The sequence below is a fragment of the Roseovarius pacificus genome (assembly GCF_900142665.1).
Classification (GTDB): Bacteria; Pseudomonadota; Alphaproteobacteria; order Rhodobacterales; family Rhodobacteraceae; genus Roseovarius; species Roseovarius pacificus.
On sequence record NZ_FRBR01000015.1, the window covers coordinates 41,322 to 61,122 of the forward strand.

21 protein-coding genes and 1 riboswitch are annotated in these 19,801 nt (G+C 63.5%); of the genes, 10 read left to right on the forward strand and 11 right to left on the reverse strand.

Annotated elements, in window-relative coordinates:
• Positions 1 to 194: 194 nt before the first annotated feature.
• From BUB53_RS18490 to dctP, 5 genes are all read right to left on the reverse strand, one after another.
• Complete coding sequence (locus tag BUB53_RS18490; protein WP_073036909.1) at positions 195 to 1,712, reverse strand: malonate--CoA ligase; 1,518 nt, start codon at positions 1,710 to 1,712, stop codon at positions 195 to 197.
• A 4-nt stretch (positions 1,713 to 1,716) separates the two neighbouring features.
• Positions 1,717 to 2,973 (reverse strand): malonyl-CoA decarboxylase domain-containing protein, encoded by a 1,257-nt coding sequence (locus BUB53_RS18495; RefSeq protein ID WP_073036911.1) that lies wholly within the window; start codon positions 2,971 to 2,973, stop codon positions 1,717 to 1,719.
• Complete coding sequence (locus BUB53_RS18500) at positions 2,973 to 4,286, reverse strand: TRAP transporter large permease (protein WP_073036913.1); 1,314 nt, start codon at positions 4,284 to 4,286, stop codon at positions 2,973 to 2,975. The genes BUB53_RS18495 and BUB53_RS18500 overlap by 1 nt, the downstream gene beginning before the upstream one ends.
• Entirely contained in the window at positions 4,286 to 4,834 is a 549-nt protein-coding gene (locus BUB53_RS18505; RefSeq protein WP_073036915.1) for a TRAP transporter small permease, read from the reverse strand. Before BUB53_RS18505 ends, BUB53_RS18500 begins: the two co-directional genes overlap by 1 nt.
• 69 nt (positions 4,835 to 4,903) lie before the next feature.
• Entirely contained in the window at positions 4,904 to 5,890 is a 987-nt protein-coding gene (gene dctP, locus BUB53_RS18510; RefSeq protein ID WP_073036917.1) for a TRAP transporter substrate-binding protein DctP, read from the reverse strand.
• Between the two features lie 138 nt (positions 5,891 to 6,028).
• On the opposite strand from dctP, the gene BUB53_RS18515 reads away from it, so the two are divergent.
• From BUB53_RS18515 to BUB53_RS18550, 8 genes are all read left to right on the forward strand, one after another.
• The gene (locus tag BUB53_RS18515; protein WP_073036919.1) at positions 6,029 to 6,685 is read left to right on the forward strand and encodes a GntR family transcriptional regulator; all 657 of its coding nucleotides are present in this window, start codon (positions 6,029 to 6,031) and stop codon (positions 6,683 to 6,685) included.
• Between the two features lie 125 nt (positions 6,686 to 6,810).
• Complete coding sequence (locus BUB53_RS18520) at positions 6,811 to 7,434, forward strand: YdeI/OmpD-associated family protein (protein ID WP_200797823.1); 624 nt, start codon at positions 6,811 to 6,813, stop codon at positions 7,432 to 7,434.
• Positions 7,435 to 7,599: 165 nt separating this feature from the next.
• Positions 7,600 to 7,700: riboswitch (TPP riboswitch) on the forward strand.
• Positions 7,701 to 7,760: 60 nt separating this feature from the next.
• Entirely contained in the window at positions 7,761 to 8,564 is an 804-nt protein-coding gene (gene thiD, locus BUB53_RS18525; protein WP_073036922.1) for a bifunctional hydroxymethylpyrimidine kinase/phosphomethylpyrimidine kinase, read from the forward strand.
• Positions 8,561 to 9,547: a glycine oxidase ThiO gene (gene thiO / locus BUB53_RS18530; protein WP_073036924.1), complete on the forward strand. Its 987-nt coding sequence runs from the start codon at positions 8,561 to 8,563 to the stop codon at positions 9,545 to 9,547. Before thiD ends, thiO begins: the two co-directional genes overlap by 4 nt.
• Entirely contained in the window at positions 9,525 to 9,722 is a 198-nt protein-coding gene (gene thiS / locus BUB53_RS18535) for a sulfur carrier protein ThiS (RefSeq protein WP_073036926.1), read from the forward strand. The genes thiO and thiS overlap by 23 nt, the downstream gene beginning before the upstream one ends.
• Positions 9,723 to 9,725: 3 nt before the next feature.
• Complete coding sequence (locus BUB53_RS18540) at positions 9,726 to 10,499, forward strand: thiazole synthase (RefSeq protein ID WP_073036929.1); 774 nt, start codon at positions 9,726 to 9,728, stop codon at positions 10,497 to 10,499.
• A complete protein-coding gene (locus BUB53_RS18545) occupies positions 10,496 to 11,092 on the forward strand; it encodes a thiamine phosphate synthase (protein ID WP_073036931.1) in 597 nt (198 codons plus the stop codon). Before BUB53_RS18540 ends, BUB53_RS18545 begins: the two co-directional genes overlap by 4 nt.
• Positions 11,089 to 12,054, forward strand: a complete 966-nt coding sequence (locus BUB53_RS18550; protein WP_073036933.1) for a HesA/MoeB/ThiF family protein — start codon at positions 11,089 to 11,091, stop codon at positions 12,052 to 12,054. The genes BUB53_RS18545 and BUB53_RS18550 overlap by 4 nt, the downstream gene beginning before the upstream one ends.
• Before the next feature lie 155 nt (positions 12,055 to 12,209).
• Here the strand turns inward: BUB53_RS18550 and BUB53_RS18555 are convergent, their stop codons facing one another.
• The 4 genes from BUB53_RS18555 to BUB53_RS18570 all read right to left on the reverse strand — a co-directional run bounded on the left by BUB53_RS18555 (position 12,210) and on the right by BUB53_RS18570 (position 14,864).
• Positions 12,210 to 13,352, reverse strand: coding sequence for an ABC transporter substrate-binding protein (locus tag BUB53_RS18555; protein WP_073036935.1), 1,143 nt, complete (start codon positions 13,350 to 13,352; stop codon positions 12,210 to 12,212).
• A gap of 40 nt (positions 13,353 to 13,392) precedes the next feature.
• Entirely contained in the window at positions 13,393 to 13,629 is a 237-nt protein-coding gene (locus BUB53_RS18560; RefSeq protein WP_073036937.1) for an Lrp/AsnC ligand binding domain-containing protein, read from the reverse strand.
• Positions 13,630 to 13,705: 76 nt separating this feature from the next.
• A complete protein-coding gene (deoD, locus tag BUB53_RS18565; RefSeq protein WP_073036939.1) occupies positions 13,706 to 14,413 on the reverse strand; it encodes a purine-nucleoside phosphorylase in 708 nt (235 codons plus the stop codon).
• Positions 14,414 to 14,423: 10 nt separating this feature from the next.
• Positions 14,424 to 14,864: a GNAT family N-acetyltransferase gene (locus BUB53_RS18570; RefSeq protein WP_073037041.1), complete on the reverse strand. Its 441-nt coding sequence runs from the start codon at positions 14,862 to 14,864 to the stop codon at positions 14,424 to 14,426.
• A gap of 187 nt (positions 14,865 to 15,051) precedes the next feature.
• Here BUB53_RS18570 and BUB53_RS18575 point away from each other — a divergent pair, with 187 nt between their 5' ends.
• Positions 15,052 to 15,441: a DUF4168 domain-containing protein gene (locus BUB53_RS18575; protein WP_073036941.1), complete on the forward strand. Its 390-nt coding sequence runs from the start codon at positions 15,052 to 15,054 to the stop codon at positions 15,439 to 15,441.
• Between the two features lie 88 nt (positions 15,442 to 15,529).
• Here the strand turns inward: BUB53_RS18575 and BUB53_RS18580 are convergent, their stop codons facing one another.
• Both BUB53_RS18580 and BUB53_RS18585 read right to left on the reverse strand, forming a co-directional pair.
• Entirely contained in the window at positions 15,530 to 16,111 is a 582-nt protein-coding gene (locus BUB53_RS18580) for a hypothetical protein (protein ID WP_073036943.1), read from the reverse strand.
• Between the two features lie 181 nt (positions 16,112 to 16,292).
• On the reverse strand, positions 16,293 to 18,272 hold the full coding sequence (locus BUB53_RS18585; RefSeq protein ID WP_073036945.1) for a protein meaA: 1,980 nt from the start codon (positions 18,270 to 18,272) through the stop codon (positions 16,293 to 16,295).
• A 137-nt stretch (positions 18,273 to 18,409) separates the two neighbouring features.
• On the opposite strand from BUB53_RS18585, the gene BUB53_RS18590 reads away from it, so the two are divergent.
• Positions 18,410 to 19,789, forward strand: a complete 1,380-nt coding sequence (locus BUB53_RS18590) for a 1-acyl-sn-glycerol-3-phosphate acyltransferase (protein ID WP_073036947.1) — start codon at positions 18,410 to 18,412, stop codon at positions 19,787 to 19,789.
• The last annotated feature ends 12 nt before the right edge of the window (positions 19,790 to 19,801 follow it).

The following is a 19,801-nucleotide window of genomic DNA, read 5'->3' on the forward strand; positions in this document are numbered from 1 at the left end:
CGCTTCAATCCGCCGCTTGAAACATGCGGTCGGGCCCCGATATGCGAAACGGTTTCTCATGCCGATTGGACCGCCCGCAAGGAGATGGGGCGAAACAAAGGCCCATAGGCCATTTCCCGCAGGGCAAATGCCTGACATGCGGCGCGCAATTCCTGAGCGTTACCGCATGTCAGGCATGCCCTGTCCGGTCCTGGTCAGGCGGTTGCGAACATGTCCTTGTAGCGCTCGCGCAGGATGTTCTTCTGAACCTTGCCCATGGTGTTGCGCGGCAGTTCGTCGATCACTTCGATGCTGCGGGGGTGTTTGAACCGTGCAAGCGATTGGCCGACATTCTCCATGATCGCCCTGGTGTCGGGGGCGGCCCCCGGTTGCGCCACCAGAACCGCCACCACGGTTTCCCCGAAATCGGGATGCGGCACGCCGATCACGGCGCTTTCCAGAACGCCGGGCTGTTCGTCCAGCACCAGTTCGATTTCCTTGGGGTAGATGTTGTAGCCGCCGGAAATGATCAGGTCCTTGTTGCGGCCCACGATGTGGACATAGCCGTCCTCGTCGATCTTGCCCAGATCGCCGGTGATGAAGAACCCGTCTTCGCGCAGTTCGGCGGCGGTTTTCTCGGGCATCTGCCAGTAGCCCTTGAACACGTTGGGGCCGCGTACCTCGATCTGGCCGATTTCACCATTCGGCAGCGTATTGCCGCTGTCCGGGTCGGTGACCTTCAACTCGACGCCGGGCAGGGGGAAGCCCACGGTTCCGGCGCGGCGTTCGCCCTCGTAGGGGTTCGAGGTGTTCATGTTGGTTTCGGTCATGCCGTAGCGTTCCAGAATGCGATGGCCGGTGCGGTTTTCGAACTGCACATGGGTTTCCGCCAGCAGCGGGGCCGAGCCGGAAATGAACAGGCGCATGTGCTGCGCCAGGTCGCGGGTGAAACGCGCATCGTCCAGCAGGCGGGTATAGAAAGTGGGCACGCCCATCATCGAAGTGGCGCGCGGCAGCCATTCGATGACCCGATCCAGGTCGAATTTGGGCAGGAAGATCATGCTGCCCCCGGCCGCCAGCGTCACGTTCGTCGCCACGAACAGCCCGTGCGTGTGAAAGATCGGCAGGGCGTGCAGCAGAACGTCATCGGATGTGAAGCGCCATTCCTTCACCAGCGTCTGTGCGTTCGACAGCAGGTTGTCCTGCGTCAGCATCGCGCCTTTCGAGCGCCCGGTCGTGCCCGAGGTGTAAAGGAAGGCGGCCAGATCGTCCGCCTTGCGGTCCACGGTGTCGAACGAGGCGGGGCAATCCCCGGCCTTGTCGGTCAGCGAGCCCGAGCCGTCGGCATTCAGAGTTTCGACCTGCGCGCCAAGGCGGCCGGCAATCGCGGACAGCCCGGACTGGCGGCTGTCGTCGCACACGATCAGGGACGCGCCGCTGTTCTCGATGAAATAGGCCAGTTCGTCTTCGGTATAGGCGGTGTTGAGCGGCAGGAAGATCAGCCCGGCCTGCACGCAGGCGGCATACAGCGCCAGCGCCTCGGGCGATTTTTCGACCTGCACGGCAACGCGGTCTCCGGCGCTCAGGCCCAGCCCGGTCACGGCGTTGGCGATTCGAGCGGCCTGTTGCAGAAAGGCGCTATGGCTCAGCGTGGTGCCGTCGGGCAGGAAGAGGAACGGCGTGTCCTTGCCGGCATGCGTTCCGAACAGATGGTCATAAAGGGGATTTGCCATGGTTCTACCTTTCTTTTGCCTGCCCGGTATTGGCTGCGTTGGCGGCTGATTTCACCTCGGAACTGGCGACGACCTTGCGCGTCGTGACGAAAGCCTCGTGGTTCTGGGCGACTTTCCCGAGGTCATACAGATAATTCACCATTGCGCCACCCGATTGCGCGCGCCCCTTGTCCGAGGTGTCGGCATCCGCATGCACGGCATGCACCGTTGCGCCGTTGCCAAGATGAAACCGCGCCACCGGATCGTCGGGCAGGTCATCCTCGCGCTTGGCGTTGATCAGGTAATGCGCCGCCAGCGCGCGCATCTGTTTGGGGTCGTCGGAGGGCAGGTCAAGACCCTGCCCGGCGGCCCACGGGCCAAGCCCCGGAATGGGCGACAGGGTGACGAAGGTCTTGAGATTGCCCATCTCGGAGGCCAGGTCCGAGGCGACCTGCTTGATCAGGAAATTCCCGAACGAGATGCTGGCCAGCCCCGTCTGGCAGTTCGAAATCGAATAGAAAACGGCGGTGTCGGTGTCTTCCGGCTGGACGGTGTCGCGATCCTCGGCCAGCAACGCCTGGATCGAGCCGGGGGTGCCCTTGGTCAGCGCGACCTCGACGAAGATCAGCGGCTCGTCCGGCATGGCCGGGTGAAAGAAGGCGAAACACCGGCGGTCGCGCGGTTCCAGCCGTCGGCGCAGGTCGTTCCAGCTGTCGATGGCGTGGACGGCCTCGTAGGCGATGATCTTTTCCAGAATATGTGCCGGGCTTTCCCAGTTGATCGGGCGCAGCACCAGGAAACCGCGATTGAACCACGATGCGAAAAGGTGCCTGAAATCAAGGTCCAGCGCCTCGAGTTCCGGTTCGCCCCGGCCAAGCCGCAGCAGATCGGCCCGCATCCGCACAAGCGCCCCTGTCGCGCCGGGCAGCCCGTTCAGCCGCCGGATCAGTTCCTGCCGCCGGGGTTCGGACGCGGCCATGAAGGCGCGGTAGCTGTTCTTGGAGGGGGTCTGTTCGTAGGCCTCCAATGCGCTGCGCACCGCTTCGGCGTCGATGTTCATGGCGTTGGCCAGGTGGCGGAAAAAGCCCAGTTTTTCATCGTCCGACATGGTTTCGAACCGGGACAGGATGCGCTCGGCCAGCGCCAGCCCGGAGGTTTCCCCGGACGAGCCGACCAGTTCGTTCGCCATGTCGTCCATCGGTCTGGTCTCGGCGCCTTTCAGGCCAAAGGGCCGATAGCGCCGTTCAAAGACCGTGGACAGGACATCAGCCAGAAGGGTCATCAGGCGCCTCCCATCACCATGTCGGGCAGCCATGTGGCCAGACCGGGGAACAGGCACAGCAGAACGATCGCGAGGACCATGCAGGCCACGAAGGGCAGCGACCCGGTCAGGATCGTCTTGAGCGAGATATCCGGCGCGATGCCGTTGATCACGTAGAGGTTCAGGCCAACGGGTGGTGAGATCAGGCCGATTTCCATGTTGATGGTCAGCACCACGGCGAACCAGATCGGATCGAACCCGGCGGTGGTGATGATCGGCAGCAGGATCGGAGCGGCCATCAGGATGACGGCAACCGGCGGCAGGAAGAAGCCGGCGACCAGCAGGAAGACGTTGATCGCGCCCATCAGAACCCAGCGGTTGACCTCGAGCGTGCCGATCCATTCGGCAATCGATTGGGTGATGAACAGCGAGGACAGCATGTAGCTGAACACGCCCGCCGCAGCGATGATGAACAGGATCATCACCGACTCTTTGGTGCTGTCGCGCAGCACCACCCACAACTGGCGGGGATCCCACAACTTGTAGATGACCATCGCGATGACAAGGCACAGCAATGCGCCGACGGCCGCGGTTTCGGACGGCGTGGCGACGCCGCCATACATGGCGTAAAGTACGCCGATGATGATCAGCAGGAAAGGCAGGACACGCGGCAGGATCTCGAACTTTTCGCGCCACGTGTATGCGCCCGCGCTGAGGACCGAGGCCGAGCCGGAGCGCCATGTCGAATAGAGCGACCACGCCATGAACAGGCCGACCAGCATCAGGCCGGGAATGACACCGGCCAGGAAGAGCCGCCCGATCGAGGTTTCGGTGGCGATGCCGTAGACGATCATGGTGACGGAAGGCGGAATAAGGATGCCCAGGGTGCCGCCTGCGGCGATGGACCCGGCGGCAACGCCATCGGGATAGCCGCGCTTGCGCATTTCGGGGATGCCCATCTTGCCGATGGCGGCGCAGGTTGCGGGGCTCGATCCCGACATGGCGGCGAACAGCGCGCAGGCCCCGAGGTTGGACACGACCAGCCCGCCGGGGATACGCGTCAGCCAGCGTTCAAGGGCCTCGTAAAGGTCGGCACCCGCTCGGGTCGAGGCGATGGACGCCCCCATGATGATGAACATCGGGATCGACAGCAGGGCGAAATTGTCCAGCTTGCCAAAGAACATTTCGGGCAGCAGTTCGAGCGAGCGCATCCCGTCGAAGATGATCAGGAATCCGGCCGAGACGATCAGCAGGCCCATGGCCACCGAAACGCCGGAGAAAAGAACGAGGATCGTTGCAATCGCAACCAGAGCCCCAAGCATCAGAGGGTCCATCAGGCGTTCTCCAGTCCAAAGGGCTTGTCGACTCCGGTGATCAGGGCGACAAAATCAGCGATCAGTTGCAGCAAGAGCAGGGCAAAACCGACTGGCAGAGACAGGTAGGGAATCCACAGCCGGACATCCCAGACCGACCCCGAGCGCCAGCCGCGATCCCACGCGAAATGCCAGAACTCGTAACCGTAAAACAGCATCACCGCGACGATGGCGATGGACAGCGACAGCGTCACCAGCGCCAGCACGAAACGGGGGCGGGGCCGCAGTGTGAGCGGGAACAGGTCGACATTCACATGGCCGCGCAACCGCTGCACATAGGGCAGCCCGATCAGGGTGGCTGCGATCATCAGATAGACGACGGCTTCGGTCTGCCAGATGGTCGATTTGTTCAGAACGAAGCGGATGAAGATCATCTGGCAGGTGATCGCCACCGCGGCCACGATCATGGCCGCCGAACACCATCCCGCAAAGGTCGATATGGCGGCGACGAAACGCAGGAACGGGTTGTTGCCTGTATGCGATGTAGCTGCCGAACTGTGACCGGCCATGGCTGCCTCCGTTGATGTGTGTGAAATCGGGTGTGGGGGCAGCGCGCGCAACGCTGCCCGCCGGATCGGTTATTCTACGGCCAGCGCCATATCCAGAAGCGCCTGCCCGTCAGACACTTCTTCGACGAAGGCCTTGTAGGAGGTTTCCGTGGCCAGGGTGCGCCAGGCTTCGAAATCCTCGGGCGACATCTGGACGACCTCGACGCCAGCGTCGCTGAACACCTTGACCGAGGCGGCGTCCTGTTTCTTGGCTTCTTCGAGATAGAAGGCCTCGGCCTTTTTCGACGCGTCCAGCAGGGCGGTTTGCTGTGCTTCGGTCAGGCCCTCGAAGGTGGTCTTGTTCATCAGCAGGGGCTGATACATGAACCACAGCGCGATATCGCCGGCAGGCGTATAGCACGCCACCTGTTCGTAGATGCGATAGCTGACGAAGGACGAAGACGAGGTATTGGCCGCGTCCAGAACGCCGGTTTGCATCGCGTTATACATTTCCGACGAGGCCATCGACGCGATCGAGGCGCCCGCGCCAGCCAGCATCTGTTCGAATGCCTTGCCTGCGGCCCGCATTTGCAGGCCATTCACGTCCTCGGGCCTGGTGATGCACTTGTCCTTGCCGGCAAAACCACCGGCCAGATAGCCGTGCACCAGCACGATCACGTCGTCCTCGGCCATCTTGGCTTCGAGCGCCTCCATGAAGGGGCTTTCGGACAGGCGTGCGGCGTGGTCATGGTTTTTCACGAGACCCGGCATCAGGGTCAGGTTGTAGGCGGGCTGCTGACCGCCGGCATAGCTGAGCGGCAGAACGGCCATATCCAACTGGCCGCGGCTGAGCGGCGTGTATTGTTCGCGCGGCTTGAACAGCGATTTCGACCCGAAGATCTTGATGTCCAGATCCACGTCTGCGGCGGCGACCTCGTCGGCCACCATCTGCGCGACCTTGTGTCGGACGTCCTGATTGGACCACTGGTGCGACAGGCGCAGTTCGGTGGCGCTGGCCAGGGTGCCGGTTGCAACCAGAGCCGCCGCCGCCACGGCGGTTTTCAGAAAAGCTTTCATTTTTCTCCTCCCAAAGATGGACCCCGGCAGAGCCGGGTGTCCCGGAGAGAGTAAGAGCGGATTGTTTTGTAAGTCAATCGTTTTGTATACAAGATAAGAAATCTTGCATCTTTCTGATGGGGCCGGTAAAAAAAATCCATGGAACAGCGTCGCGCCGATAGCATTGCCGAAGAACTGGAAGAGCTGATTTTCGCCGGCACCTATCGGGATGGCGACCGGCTGGACGAGATGCGCCTGGCCGAGCAGTTCGGCGTGTCGCGCACGCCACTTCGCGAGGCTTTTCAACGCCTTGCCCTGTCCGGCCTGGTCGAACTGATCCCCCGTCGCGGCGCCTTTGTGCGTCAGCCCGGCCCGGTCGAACTGATGGAGATGTTCGAGGTCATGGCCGAACTCGAAGCCACTTGCGGGCGGCTGGCCGCCATGCGGATTTCGGATGCGGCCCTGGATGAACTGCGCAGTGCGAACGCCAACTGCAAGGCGGCGGTGGAGGTGCAGGATTGCGATGCTTATTACACCGAGAACGAGCGGTTCCATCGAATCATCTATCAGCAATCCGGTAACCGGTTTCTCGAACAGGAAACCGCCAAGCTGCATAAACGGCTCAAGCCGTTCCGGCGTCAGCAATTGCGGTTTCGCGGGCGTATGGCGCAATCCATGGCCGAGCACGAGGCGATCGTCGATGCGCTTGTGCAAGGCGATGCCGCCGGGGCGGGCGAGGCGTTGCGCGCCCATGTCGCCGTGCAGGGCGAGAAATTCCACAACCTGATGGCCAGCCTGCAAAGCGCGGCGGAATAGGACGCCGCCAAAGGGCAAGCGCCGCATCTGCGCCAGCCATGCGATTTCGCGAAAATCCGCAGGTTCGTTCAGGGTCCGGGCCTGCACCTTCAAGTGATCTACCAGAAAGTGGTATTGTGGGCCGCATGATGATCACCGATATCGAAGACTATTTTACCAAGGGCTGTGGGCGTTGCGAGCGCTTCGGAACAGGGAGCTGTTCGACAAGGATATGGGGGCAGGGTCTTGCCAGGTTGCGGGACATCTGCCTCTCTGCTGAACTGAGGGAGACAGTAAAGTGGGGCCATCCCTGCTATATGCATGCCGGGCGAAATATCGTGATTATCGGCGCACATAGAAAGGACTTTCGTCTCAGCTTTTTCAATGCTGCGCTCATGAAAGACCCCGAAGGTGTATTGGAAAAGCAGGGTCCGAACACGCAACACCCCGATATGATAAGGTTTACGGCCAGTGATGGGCCGGAAAAGATGGAAGGCGTGATACGCGCCTATCTGGAGGAGGCCAGGGAGTATGCGGAAACGGGAAAGAAGCCTCCAAAGGACGACAGGAAACTGGTGTTGCCCGATGAACTCGTGGACGCGCTCGATGCGGACCCGGAGCTTGCCGAGGCTTTCGAGGCGCTGACGCGCGGGCGCAAGAAGAGCTATGTCATCAACCTTAATTCGGCCAAGAAAGCAGAAACCAGAATGAACCGGATCAGGACGTTCCGTGCAAAGATCCTTGACGGGAAGGGCGCGATGGAGCGCTGAAGGCGATAGTGCGCCAGCGCCCGGTTTGGGTCGCATGACTGCCCTCCCGTAACAGGCCCCGCAGGGTCGACGGCCCGGCAGGTGGCGAAAGGAACAGGCGGGGTGGTGTCCGGCATATGCGTTTGCCGGGTTGAACGCCCTCGAGCAAAGGACTACGTTCTGATTCACGATCCGTTGGGGTGCCCTGTGAGGGGGCTGAGAGGCGTAGCCAACCCATCGAACCTGATCCGGACAATGCCGGCGGAGGGAACGGAGCATGACCGAAGGTCCGACATATCAGTTTGACGTCCTGTGTCTCCTGCCCCCGATGCCGCAGGAGTGAGACAATGCAGACACACCCAAAGGCCCTGACAATCGCCGGTTCCGACAGTGGCGGCGGCGCGGGCATTCAGGCCGACCTGAAAAGTTTTTCCGCCCTTGGCGTTTATGGCGCGAGCGCGATCACCGGTATCACCGCGCAGAACACGACAGGCGTGCAGGCCGTCGAGGCGGTGAGCGAAAAGATGGTGCGCGCGCAGATTACCTCGGTTCTGGACGATATCGAGATCGGCGCGATCAAGATCGGGATGCTGGGCACACCGGGGATTGTCCGGGCCGTGGCCGAGGCGCTTGGCGATTACGATGGTTCTGTCGTTCTCGACCCGGTGATGGTGGCAAAATCGGGCGATCCGCTTCTGGCGGACGAGGCCGTGGCGGCCCTGATCGAATACCTGCTGCCGCGTGCCGATGTGCTGACCCCGAACCTGCCCGAGGCCGCGCGCCTGCTGCAAACCGACGCGGCCGAAACGGCGCAGGATATCGAGGCGCAAGGGCAGGCCCTGCGAGCATTGGGGGCAAAGGCGGTGTTGATGAAGGGCGGCCATGGGTCGGGCGATATCTGTGTCGATCTGCTGATCGCCGCCGATGGGACCGAACGGTTCGAGGCGCCGCGTATCCACACCGGCAATACCCACGGGACCGGATGCAGCATGTCTTCGGCCATTGCGGCGGGGCTGGCCTCGGGGCTGGATCTGCGGGCCGCGACGGCGCGCGCGCATGGCTGGTTGCAGGGGGCGATCCGGGCGGCCGATGGCCTGAATGTCGGGCAGGGGCACGGCCCGGTTCACCATTTTCACGAGGTGTGGTCATGACGCAGGACATCACGATCATCGGGGCCGGGGTTGTCGGGCTGTGCGTGGCAACGGAACTGACGGCGCGGGGCGTGCCGGTGCGGCTGGTGGATCATCAGGCGCAGCCGGGCCCGCATGCCTGCTCATGGTGGGCCGGTGGCATGTTGACCCCGTTCTGCGAAGGCGAAACCGCCGAAGAGCCGGTCGTGAGACTGGGGCAGGAGGCGGCCGACTGGTGGGCGCGCGCCGGGGTCGAGGTGCATCGCAAGGGGTCGCTCGTGGTCACGCTTGGGCGCGACCGGGCCGAGCTGGATCGTTTCGCGCGCAGGACCGAACGGCATAGTCTGCTGGACCGCGATGCCCTGGCCGAGGTCGAGCCGCAGCTTGACGGGCGGTTCGACCGGGCCCTGTTTTTCAGGGACGAGGCGCATATCGTGCCGCGCCCGGCCCTGACGCATCTGCGCGACCGGTTGGAGGATAACGGGATCGAGGTAGCGTCAGAGGCGGTGCATGACGGGCTGACCATCGACTGTCGCGGGCTGGCGGCGCAGGATGTGCTGACGGATTTGCGCGGGGTCAAAGGCGAAATGGTGATCCTGCGCGCGCCGGATGTCGCATTGTACCGGCCCGTGCGCCTGCTGCATCCGCGTCATCCGCTGTATATCGTGCCGCGCGGTGACGGGGTGTTCATGCTGGGGGCGACCCAGATCGAAAGCGGCGAGCGTTGCCGCGCGACTTTGCGGTCGGTGGCCGAATTGCTGAATGCGGCCTATGCGCTGCACCCCGCTTTTGGCGAGGCCGAGATACTGGAAATCGGCGTCGATGCGCGCCCGGCCTTTCCCGACAATCTGCCGCGCATCCGGCGGCGGGGTGATACGATTTACGTCAATGGCCTGTTCCGGCACGGTTTTTTGCTGGCCCCCGCGCTGGCGCGGATGGTGGCGGAACTGGTTCTCGATGGCAAAACACCGGAGGTGATGGATGAAGATCAACGTGAACGGTGAAGGCCGGGAAGTCGCGCCCGGCACGCTGGACAAGGTGCTGGACGAGCTTGGCTATGGCGGGGCCAGGGTGGCCACTGCCATCAATGAAACCTTCGTGCCGACAGCGGCGCGGGGGCAGACCGAACTGAGCGACGGTGACCGGCTGGAAATCGTCGCGCCACGGCAGGGGGGCTGATCCATGGTGGCGTTTTATGGAACCGAGGTGACCTCGCGGCTGATGCTGGGCACGGCGCAATACCCGTCGCCTGCCGTGCTGGAACAGGCGTTTCGCCGGTCGGGGGCGGGGATCGCGACGGTGTCGGTGCGGCGTGAGGCCGGGGCCGAGCGGGCGGGGGCCGCGTTCTGGGATCTGGTGGCGCAACTGGGGGTGCGGGTTCTGCCCAATACCGCCGGGTGCCATTCGGTGCGCGAGGCGGTGACGACGGCGCAGATGGCGCGCGAACTGTTTGAAACCAAATGGATAAAGCTGGAAGTGATCGGCCATGCCGATACCTTGCAGCCCGATCCCTTCGGGCTGGTCGAGGCGGCGCGGATCTTGACCGACGAGGGGTTCGAGGTGTTCCCCTATACCACCGAGGATCTGGTGCTGGCCGAGCGGTTGCTGGAGGTCGGATGCAAGGTGTTGATGCCCTGGGGCGCGCCGATCGGAACCGGGCTGGGCCTGACGAATATCTATGGATTACGGACACTTAGGGCGCAATTTCCCGATGTGCCGATGGTCGTCGATGCGGGGCTTGGCCTGCCCAGCCAGGCGGCGCGGGCGATGGAGATGGGGTTTGATGCGGTGTTGCTGAACACGGCGGTGGCGCGGGCGGGCGATCCGGTGGGTATGGCTGAGGGGTTTGCCCGCGCGGTCGAGGCCGGGCGGCTGGCGTATGAGGCCGATCCGATGGAGCCGCGCGATATGGCGGCGCCATCTACCCCTTTGATCGGAAAGGCATTTCTGGAATGACGCTGGATCGTTTCTATCCGATTTTCGATGATGTGGACTGGCTGCACAGGATGCTGCCGCTGGGGGTGAAGCTGGTGCAGTTGCGGATCAAGGACCAGCCGGGGCAGATTGTCGCGGATCAGGTCGCGCAGGCGCGGGACTTGTGCCGGGAACATGGTACGACATTGATTGTAAACGATTATTGGCAGGCGGCGATTGATACGGGTTGTGACTGGGTTCATCTGGGGCAGGAGGATCTGGACGATGCCGACATCGCGGCGATTCGCCGGGCCGGGATAAAGCTGGGGATCAGCACCCATGATCGGGGCGAACTGGACCGCGCTCTGGCGCTGGAGCCGGATTATGTGGCGCTTGGGCCGGTCTATCCGACAAAGCTGAAGCAGATGAAATGGCACCGGCAGGGGCTGGAAAAAGTCAGTGAATGGAAGGGGTTGATCGGTGATCTGCCGCTGGTCGCCATTGGCGGCATGAGTGTCGAGCGGGCGGCTGGCGCGTTTGAGGCCGGGGCCGATATCGTGTCGGTGGTGACGGATATCACGTGGAACGACGACCCCGAGAACCGGGTGCGCGACTGGCTGAAGGCCACCAGATGAGCCGCTATGCCCGCCAGATGGCCGTGCCCGGCGTCGGCGAAGACGGGCAAACCCGTTTACAGGCCGCGCGCCTGTTGGTGGTGGGAGCCGGAGGGCTGGCCGCGCCAGTGCTGCAATACCTTGCCGGGGCCGGGGTGGGGTATATCCGGCTGGTCGATTGCGACCGGGTGGAGCTGTCAAACCTGCACAGGCAAACGATTTTCCGGGAGCACGATCTGGGCCGGTCCAAGGCGCGTGCGGCCGCCGATGCGATGCGCGCGCTGAACCCCGAGTGCAGGATCGAGCCGGTCGAGGCCCTGCTGGGCCCGGACAACGCGGCTGATTTTTGCGCGGGCGTTAACCTTGTGGTCGATTGCGCGGACAGTTTTGCGGTCAGCTATATCCTGTCGGATCATTGCAAGGCTGCGAATGTGCCTCTGATCAGTGCATCCGTCACGCAAACATCGGGTTATGCGGGCGGATTTTGCTGCGATGCGCCGAGTTTGCGGGCTATCTTCCCGGAATTGCCGCAAAGACTGGGGAGTTGCGCCGAGGATGGGGTGCTGGGCCCTGTCGTGGGGCTGTTGGGCAGCCTTCAGGCGCAGATGGTCATGGCCGTGGTGATGGGGCTGAAGCCCAGTCCGCTGGGGCAGATGGTGACCTGCGATGCGGGGGCCATGCGGTTTGGCGGGTTCCGGTTCGATGGGGCGCCCGAGCCGGACTGGCAGCCCGGTTTCATCGCGCTGGGGGCAATGCAAAGCACTGATTTCATTGTGGATTTGCGGGCCGAGGATGAGGCCCCGTTGATCTGCGAAACAGCGCTGCGCCTGCCGGTCGAGGCGTTCGGGCCGGAGGGGCCGCGCCCGGAAACCGGGCAAAGGGCGGTGATGGTGTGCCGGTCCGGTCTGCGGTCGTGGCAGGCGGCTGAACGGCTGAAACAGGTCTGGGACGGTGAGATCGTTCTGGTCGCTGCCGGGGACTAGGCGGGGAGCAGGCGTTTCGTACGTTTTGTACGAGGTGTACGCGGGTTTTGTACGAAAATCGGGGGCTTTGGGGAAAGATGCGCCCATGATGGACGCAACGCGCACAAATTGCGCGAAGCGGGCGGGCAAGCCGGAGCCTGCCCGCCGCGATCGGATCACATGCTGCATTCGTCGACATAGGCGTTGGAGTGGTCCTCCAGCGCGGTGCCGATGATCTTGTTGGTGAACACGTCACCCTCCTTGATCACCTCACGGACATAAATGTCCTGAATGGGGTGATTGTTGGCGGCGAAGGAGAAATCGCCCCGGACGCTGTCGAACTCGGCGGCCTTAAGCGCGGCGCGGAAGGCATCGGCATCCGAAACATCGGCCTTCGCCATCGCCGAGAGCAGCAGGTTGGCGGTGTCATACCCCTGCGCGGCGTACAGCGAGGGCAGGCGGCCGTATTCCTTCTGGAACTCTTCGACGAAGGTGGCGTTGGCCGCGTTGTCGATATCCTTGTTCCATTGGCTGGTGTTCTTCACGCCCATCGCCGCATCGCCCACGGCCTGAAGGATGCCCTGATCGAAGCTGAAGGCCGGGCCGACCACCGGCAGGTCGAGCCCGCTGTCGGCATATTGCTTGAGGAAGGAAATCCCCATGCCGCCGGGCAGGAAGAAAAAGATGCTGTCGGCGCCGCTGGCGCGGATCTGGGCGATCTCGGCGGCATAGTCTGTCTGCCCGAGCTTGGTATAGACCTCGCCCGCCAGGTCACCGTCATAGAGGCGCTTGAAGCCTGTCAGGCTGTCCTGACCCGCCGGGTAGTTGGGGGCGAGGATGAAGGGCTTGGTATAGCCCGCATCCCTGACATAGGCGCCTGCGGCCTCGTGCAGGTTGTCGTTCTGGTAGGAAACCGAGAAATAGTTCGGATTGCAGCCCTTGCCCGCCAGCGCCGAGGGCGCGGCGTTGGTGGACAGGTAGAACTTGCCCTGCGCGGTGGCGGCGGGCACCACGGCCATGGCGAGGTTGGACCAGACGATGCCGGTCAGCACATCCACCTTTTCGGACTGGATCATCTTGTCGGCCAGTTGCACGGCGATGTCGGGCTTGCGCTGATCGTCTTCGACCACGATGTCGAGGTTGTCATTGCCCGCCAGTTTTGCGGCCAGCAGGAAACCGTCGCGCGTGTCGATGCCAAGCCCGGCCCCACCGCCGGACAATGTGGTGATCATGCCGACCTTGACCGGCGCGTCCTGCGCCAGGGCCGCGGTGCCGGTCAGCGCCATGCAGGCGGCGGCCGCAAGTGATTTGAGTTTCATGTGTTGGTCTCTCCCTTGGTGTTTTTTTGGTGCCGGTGTCTCAGAAGGCCTTGAAGGTGAGCGTGGTTTCCGTGCGCTCGATGCCGTCGATGTCCAGCAGGTGATCGTTGATGTATTTGCCCACGTCCTCGCCGTCGGGGATGTAGAGCTTGAGCAGCAGGTCGAAGGGCCCGGATGTCGAATAGAGTTCGGAGTGGATTTCGCGCAGGGCGATTTCTTCGGCGATTTTATAGGACTTTCCGGGTTTGCACCGGATGTTGACGAAGACGGGGCGCATGGTCTGACCTCATTTGAATGCGGGCGTATTTAAACGCGAAAGGCGGCTGAATGGAAACCGTGATTTTGGGGCGGGTTCAGCCGGGGAAGGCCGCGGCAAGGGCGATTTCGACCATCGCGGCAAAGCCGGTTTCGCGCTGGTCGCCGGGCAGGGCCTGCCCGGTTTGCAAATGGTCGCTGACGGTCAGAACGGCCAAGGCGCGGGCCTTGTGGCGGGCGGCCAGCGTGTAGAGCTCGGCGGCTTCCATTTCCACGGCCAGGGTACCGTGGCGGGTGAGCTGGTCTGTCAGGTCGGGGCGTTCGTCATAGAAGGTGTCGGTGGACCAGATGCCGCCGACATGCGGGGTGACGCCCTGATCCTGCGCGGCGGCGGCGGCGGCCTGCAAAAGGCCCCAGTCGGCGCAGGGGGCGAAATTCACCTCGCGCAGGATGGTGGAGGAGGGGGTGCCGATAGAACTGGCCGTCATGGCGAGGATCACGTCGCGCAGGGCGACATGGGGCTGCATCGCGCCGCAGGACCCGATGCGGATCAGGGTGGTCACGCCATACTCGCGGATCAGTTCACTGGCGTAGATCGACAGGCTGGGCATGCCCATGCCGCTGCCCTGAACGGTCACCGGGTGGCCGCGCCATGTGCCGGTATAGCCCAGCATGCCGCGCACCTCGGTCACGCAGCGCGGCGCGTCGAGAAAGGTTTCGGCGGCCCATCTGGCGCGCAGCGGGTCGCCGGGCATCAGGACGGTCGGGGCGATGTCGCCGGGGGCGGCGCCGATATGGATGGTCATGGGCGGGCCTTTAGCGCTGGTACTTGATGAAGGGCGTCAGGGTGGCGATGCGATCGTAGAGCTTGCGCGCCTCTGCGTTGAAATCCTGTGTCATCCAGTAGACCGAGGGCGTGCCGTTGGCGTCGGCGGCGCGATAGACGGCCTCGATCAGGGCGCGGCCCACGCCGGTGCCGCGCACGGAGGGGTCGGCGTAGAGATCCTGAAGGTAACAGACATCCTCGATCCGCCAGTTATGGGGATGGTAGATGTAATGCACCAGCCCCACGGGGGTGTCGCCCTGCACGGCCAGAAACGCCTGTTGACGGGGGGTGTCGGGGCTGATCAGGCGGGCGAAGGTGGTTTCATAGACCTCGTCGGGGACGCTGGTTTCGTAGAATTCCAGATAGGCCTTCCACAGGTCGCGCCATGCCGGTTCGTCGTGATTCTGAAGCGGGCGGATTGTGATGGTCATGGCGGGCTCCTTGTGCATGGGTTCGGGTCAGTTTGGCGCGAAATGCGGCCTCATGCCAGCCGATTGTGCCACGACCGTTCCGGCGTTTTTCCGCTGAGGTGATTTGCACCGTCCGCCGCGATACCCCATGTCGGAACAGGCAGCCCGGTGCATTTGCCGGGTAACGCAATGCAAACGGAGACATGGATTGACCCTGATACCCAAGATCGCCCCCGTTCTGACCGCCGTCGCGCTGGCGCTGGCGACCCCGCTTGTGGCGCAGGACAGCGCCCCTGCCGAAATCACTGCGGACAGCATCACCGATACGCAGATCGAGGCCTTTGCCAATGCCGTTATGGCTGTGCAGGCCGTCAGTGAGGAATACATGCCGCGCATCCAGCAGGAGCAGGATCAGGAACAGCGGGAAGAAATCATCGCCGAGGCCGAGGCCGCGGCCCTTTCGGCCATCGACGAGGTCGAGAACATGACCGCCGAGGAATACCGCGCCATCGGTGGCATCGCCCAGAACGACGAAGAGCTGAATCAGCGCATCATCGCACGACTGGAAGAGATGCAGGCCGAGGGCGAGGGCGAATAAGCCTTTCCCCGGATGGAACGACGCGCAAAGGCCCGGTCATGCGACCGGGCCTTTGGTTTTGGTGGGCCGGATCTGTGGGGCTGTCGCCTTATTCGCTCCAGTCGTGAACATGCACGTCACGGCCTGAATGGCCTTCGAGTATCGTGGTCGCCAGGTGTTCGCGTTCCTTGTCGCGGGTGCGCACCCACATCAGGATACCGCCGTGCCGGATCTGGTTTTCGTAATAGTCCCTGTGTCGTTTGCTGACGCGGTTGGCCAGAATCGTGCCGATGACGGCGGCGGGGCTGCCGCCGATCGCAACGGCCGCGATCGAGGCGATCAGGCTGCTGGCGGGGGTCAGCATCGCCAGCATGGCGATGGACGAGCCGACAAAGAAAAAGCCGCCGGCGATTGCGCCCTCCAACTCGCCCATCGCCTCTTCCGAGACGAAGACCGCGCGGGGCGCGCGTGGATCGTCTTCCAGTTCCGGGGCCTGCCAGAAGGCCGAGCCGAGTTTTTCTTCCAGAACCTCCTGCCGGGCCAGAAGGCTGATGTCGGAATGGTGAAACCCGACACTGCGCAAATCGTAAAACGCGGTCTGCAAGTCTTCGAAACTGTCGAAGACGCCGACCGCTTCGGGCACCTTGATGACGGTGACGTGTTCGTTTTGTCCGGGTTCGGGTGATGTCATGTCGTCCTCCTTGGCCGTTGTGCGATCCTGACCGATCCGGGACTGGCGAGGTCCGGTCGGTTTGAAATATACAGCATAGAGGGCGCAAATGCTCTGTGTTCATGAGATGCGTCAATGAACACCGTATCGGGGGCTGCTCTGAAGGCGTGGCCCGGTTCCCTTGGGGGGGATCGAGCGGGCGTTACTCGGCGGCCACGGCCCTCGGATCGGCGAGGGTCACGATGTCCATCATGATGGTGTTCAGCTCGAAATCCTTGGGCGTGTAGACGCGGGCGACGCCCATGTCGCGCAGGCGTCGGGCGTCGTCCTCGGGGATGATGCCGCCGACGATCACCGGCACGTCGCCAAGCCCGGCCTCGCGCATGCGCTTCATCAGGTCTTCGACCAGCGGGATGTGCGAGCCCGACAGGATCGACAGGCCGACGACATGGGCCTGATCCTCGATTGCGGCATTGACGATTTCCTCGGGGGTCAGGCGGATGCCCTCATAGCTGATATCCATGCCGCAGTCGCGGGCGCGGAAGGCGATCTGTTCGGCGCCGTTGGAATGGCCGTCGAGCCCCGGCTTGCCGACAAGGAATTTCAACCGGCGGCCCAGATTGTCGCTGACCGCATCCACCGCATCGCGGATATCGTCCAGCCCTTCGGTCTTGTTCGAGGGGCTGCCCGACACGCCGGTGGGGCCGCGATATTCGCCATGCACGGCGCGCATCTGCGCGGCCCATTCGCCGGTGGTGACCCCGGCTTTGGCAGCCCTGATCGAGGCGGGCATGACATTGCGGCCCTCGGCGGCGGCGGCGCGCAACTCGGCCAGGGCCTCTTTGACCGCGGCATCGTCGCGCTGGGCGCGCCATTCGTTCAGGCGGTCGATCTGATCCTGCTCCACCGCCGGATCGACGACCATGATGCCGCCGTCTTCGCCCATCAGGGGCGAGGGTTCGCCCTCGGTCCATTTGTTGACGCCGACGACGACCGTTTCGTTGCGCTCGATCTTGTTGAGGCGGTCGGCGTTGGACTCGACCAGACGGGATTTCATGTAGTCGATGGCGTCCACCGCGCCGCCCATGCTGTCGATATTGGCCAGTTCGTGGCGCGCGCCCTCCTTGAGGGCCTCGACCCTGGCATCGACCGCCGGGTTTCCGTCGAACAGGTCGTCGAATTCCAGAAGGTCGGTTTCATAGGCCAGGATCTGCTGCATCCGCATCGACCATTGCTGATCCCACGGGCGGGGCAGGCCCAATGCCTCGTTCCATGCGGGCAGTTGCACGGCGCGGGCGCGGGCCTTTTTCGACAGGGTCACGGCCAGCATCTCGATCAGGATGCGGTAGACGTTGTTTTCGGGCTGCTGTTCGGTCAGACCGAGGGAGTTCACCTGCACGCCATAGCGGAAGCGGCGGTACTTGGCGTCTTCCACGCCGTAGCGGGTGGCGCAGATCTCGTCCCACAGGTCCACGAAGGCGCGCATCTTGCACATTTCGGTGACAAACCGGATGCCGGCATTCACGAAGAATGAAATCCGCCCCACGAGGCGCGGGAAATCCTCGGCGGGGACGCGCGGCTTCAGCTCGTCCAGAACGGCGGTGGCGGTGGCCAGCGCAAAGGCCAGTTCCTGCTCGGGCGTCGCGCCGGCCTCTTGCAGGTGATAGGAACACACGTTCATCGGGTTCCATTTGGGAATGTTGGTATAGCAATATTCGGCCACGTCCCCGATCAGTTTCAGCGAGGGCTTGGGCGGGCAGATATAGGTGCCACGGCTGAGGTATTCCTTGATCAGGTCGTTCTGCACCGTGCCTTGCAGTCTGGTGGTGTCGGCGCCCTGTTCCCCGGCTACGGCGACGTACAGCGCCAGCAGCCACGGCGCGGTGGCGTTGATCGTCATCGAGGTGTTCATCTGTTCCAGCGGAATGTCGTCGAACAGGGTGCGCATATCGCCCAGATGGCAGACCGGCACGCCGACCTTGCCGACCTCGCCGCGCGCCAGCACGTGATCGCTGTCATAGCCGGTTTGCGTGGGCAGGTCGAAAGCCACCGACAGGCCGGTTTGCCCGCGCGCGAGGTTGGAGCGGTAGAGCGCGTTTGAGGCTTTGGCGGTGGAGTGGCCGGCATAGGTGCGGATGAGCCAGGGGCGGTCCCGTTGGATTTCATTCTGCGTCTGCGACATGGGCGGGCCTCGTGAATCAGGGTGCGCAATTTTGTTACGTCAGTGCGTGTTTATATGGAATAATGTGGCGCTGTCAATTCGCTGCATTGCGGCATGGGGTCATTTACCGCGCCGTCAAACCCTGTATTGCTGTATATATGAGCAAGATGGTCGAAATGCCGCTTTGGGCGCTGAGTCTTCTGGTCGCCTTTGCGGCGGTGACCTTTGCGTCGCATTTCCTGTTTCCTTCGGTACGCTGGTTCTTTCGCCGCCGGATGGAGCGCGCGGTGGCCAGGCTGAACGAGCGGCTGGAGCGCCCGATCGAGCCGTTCAAGCTGGCGCGGCGGCACGACATGATCCAGCGGCTGATCTACGATCCCGAGGTCAGCCGGGCGATTGCCGATCATGCGAAGGCCGAGGGCATTCCCGAGAACGTGGCGTTCGAGCAGGCCAAGCGCTATGCCCGCGAGATCGTGCCGGGGTTTTCGGCCACGGCCTATTTCGGGGTCGCGATCCGGGCGGCAAAATGGCTGTCGCGCTCGCTCTACCGGGTGCGGCTGGCGCATTTCGACGAAGAGGCGCTGGCGCGGGTGGATCGCAAGGCGACGGTGGTGTTCGTGATGAACCACCGCTCGAACATGGATTACGTGCTGGTGACGTGGCTGGCTGCCGAACGCTCGGCCTTGTCCTATGCGGTGGGGGAATGGGCGCGGGTCTGGCCGCTGTCGCGGCTGATCAAGGCGATGGGCGCGTATTTCATCCGCCGCAAATCGCGCAACGACCTGTATCGCCGGGTTCTGGCGCGCTATGTGCGCATGGCCACCGATGGCGGCGTGGCGCAGGCGGTGTTCCCCGAAGGGGGGCTGAGCCTCGATGGCGGGCTGGCCCCGCCCAGGCTGGGTATCCTGAAATATATCGTCGAGGGCCGCGCGGGGGATGCGCGTGACGTGGTGTTTGTGCCCGTGGCGCTGAATTACGACCGGGTGTTCGAGGATCGCATCCTTGTGGCCGCCGGGCAGACGGGCGAGCGGCGGTTTCGGGCGCGGATCAGCGTGGTGGGGCGGTTCATCGTGAAACAGCTGTGGCTGTGGCTGCGGCGGCGCTATCACCGGCATGGCTATGCCGCGGTCAGTTTCGGCGCGCCGGTGTCTCTGGCCGGGTTCGAGGCCACGCATCCCGGTGCGCCGGTCGAGGTGCTGGGCGATCTGCTGATGCAGCGGATCGGGCAGGAGGTGCCGGTGCTGCCCGTGCCATTGGTGGCGCGGGCGCTGGAGGAAGAGGGCGCCCCGATGACGCGCGAGGGTCTTGAGGCGCGGCTGGCCGCGATGGTGGGGCAGCTTCCGCAGACGGTGCTGCACCTGCCGCGCGAGGATATCGCCTATGCCGTGGAGGTGGGGCTGCGCAACCTGACCCGCCGCAAGATCGTGACCGAAGCGGGCGGCAAGGTGGCCATGGTGCCCGAACAGCGGCCCCTTCTGGCGTATTACGCGCGCTCGATTGCGCATCATTTTTGCAATTGCAGCAAGGATGACGCCTGATTTCTGCAATTG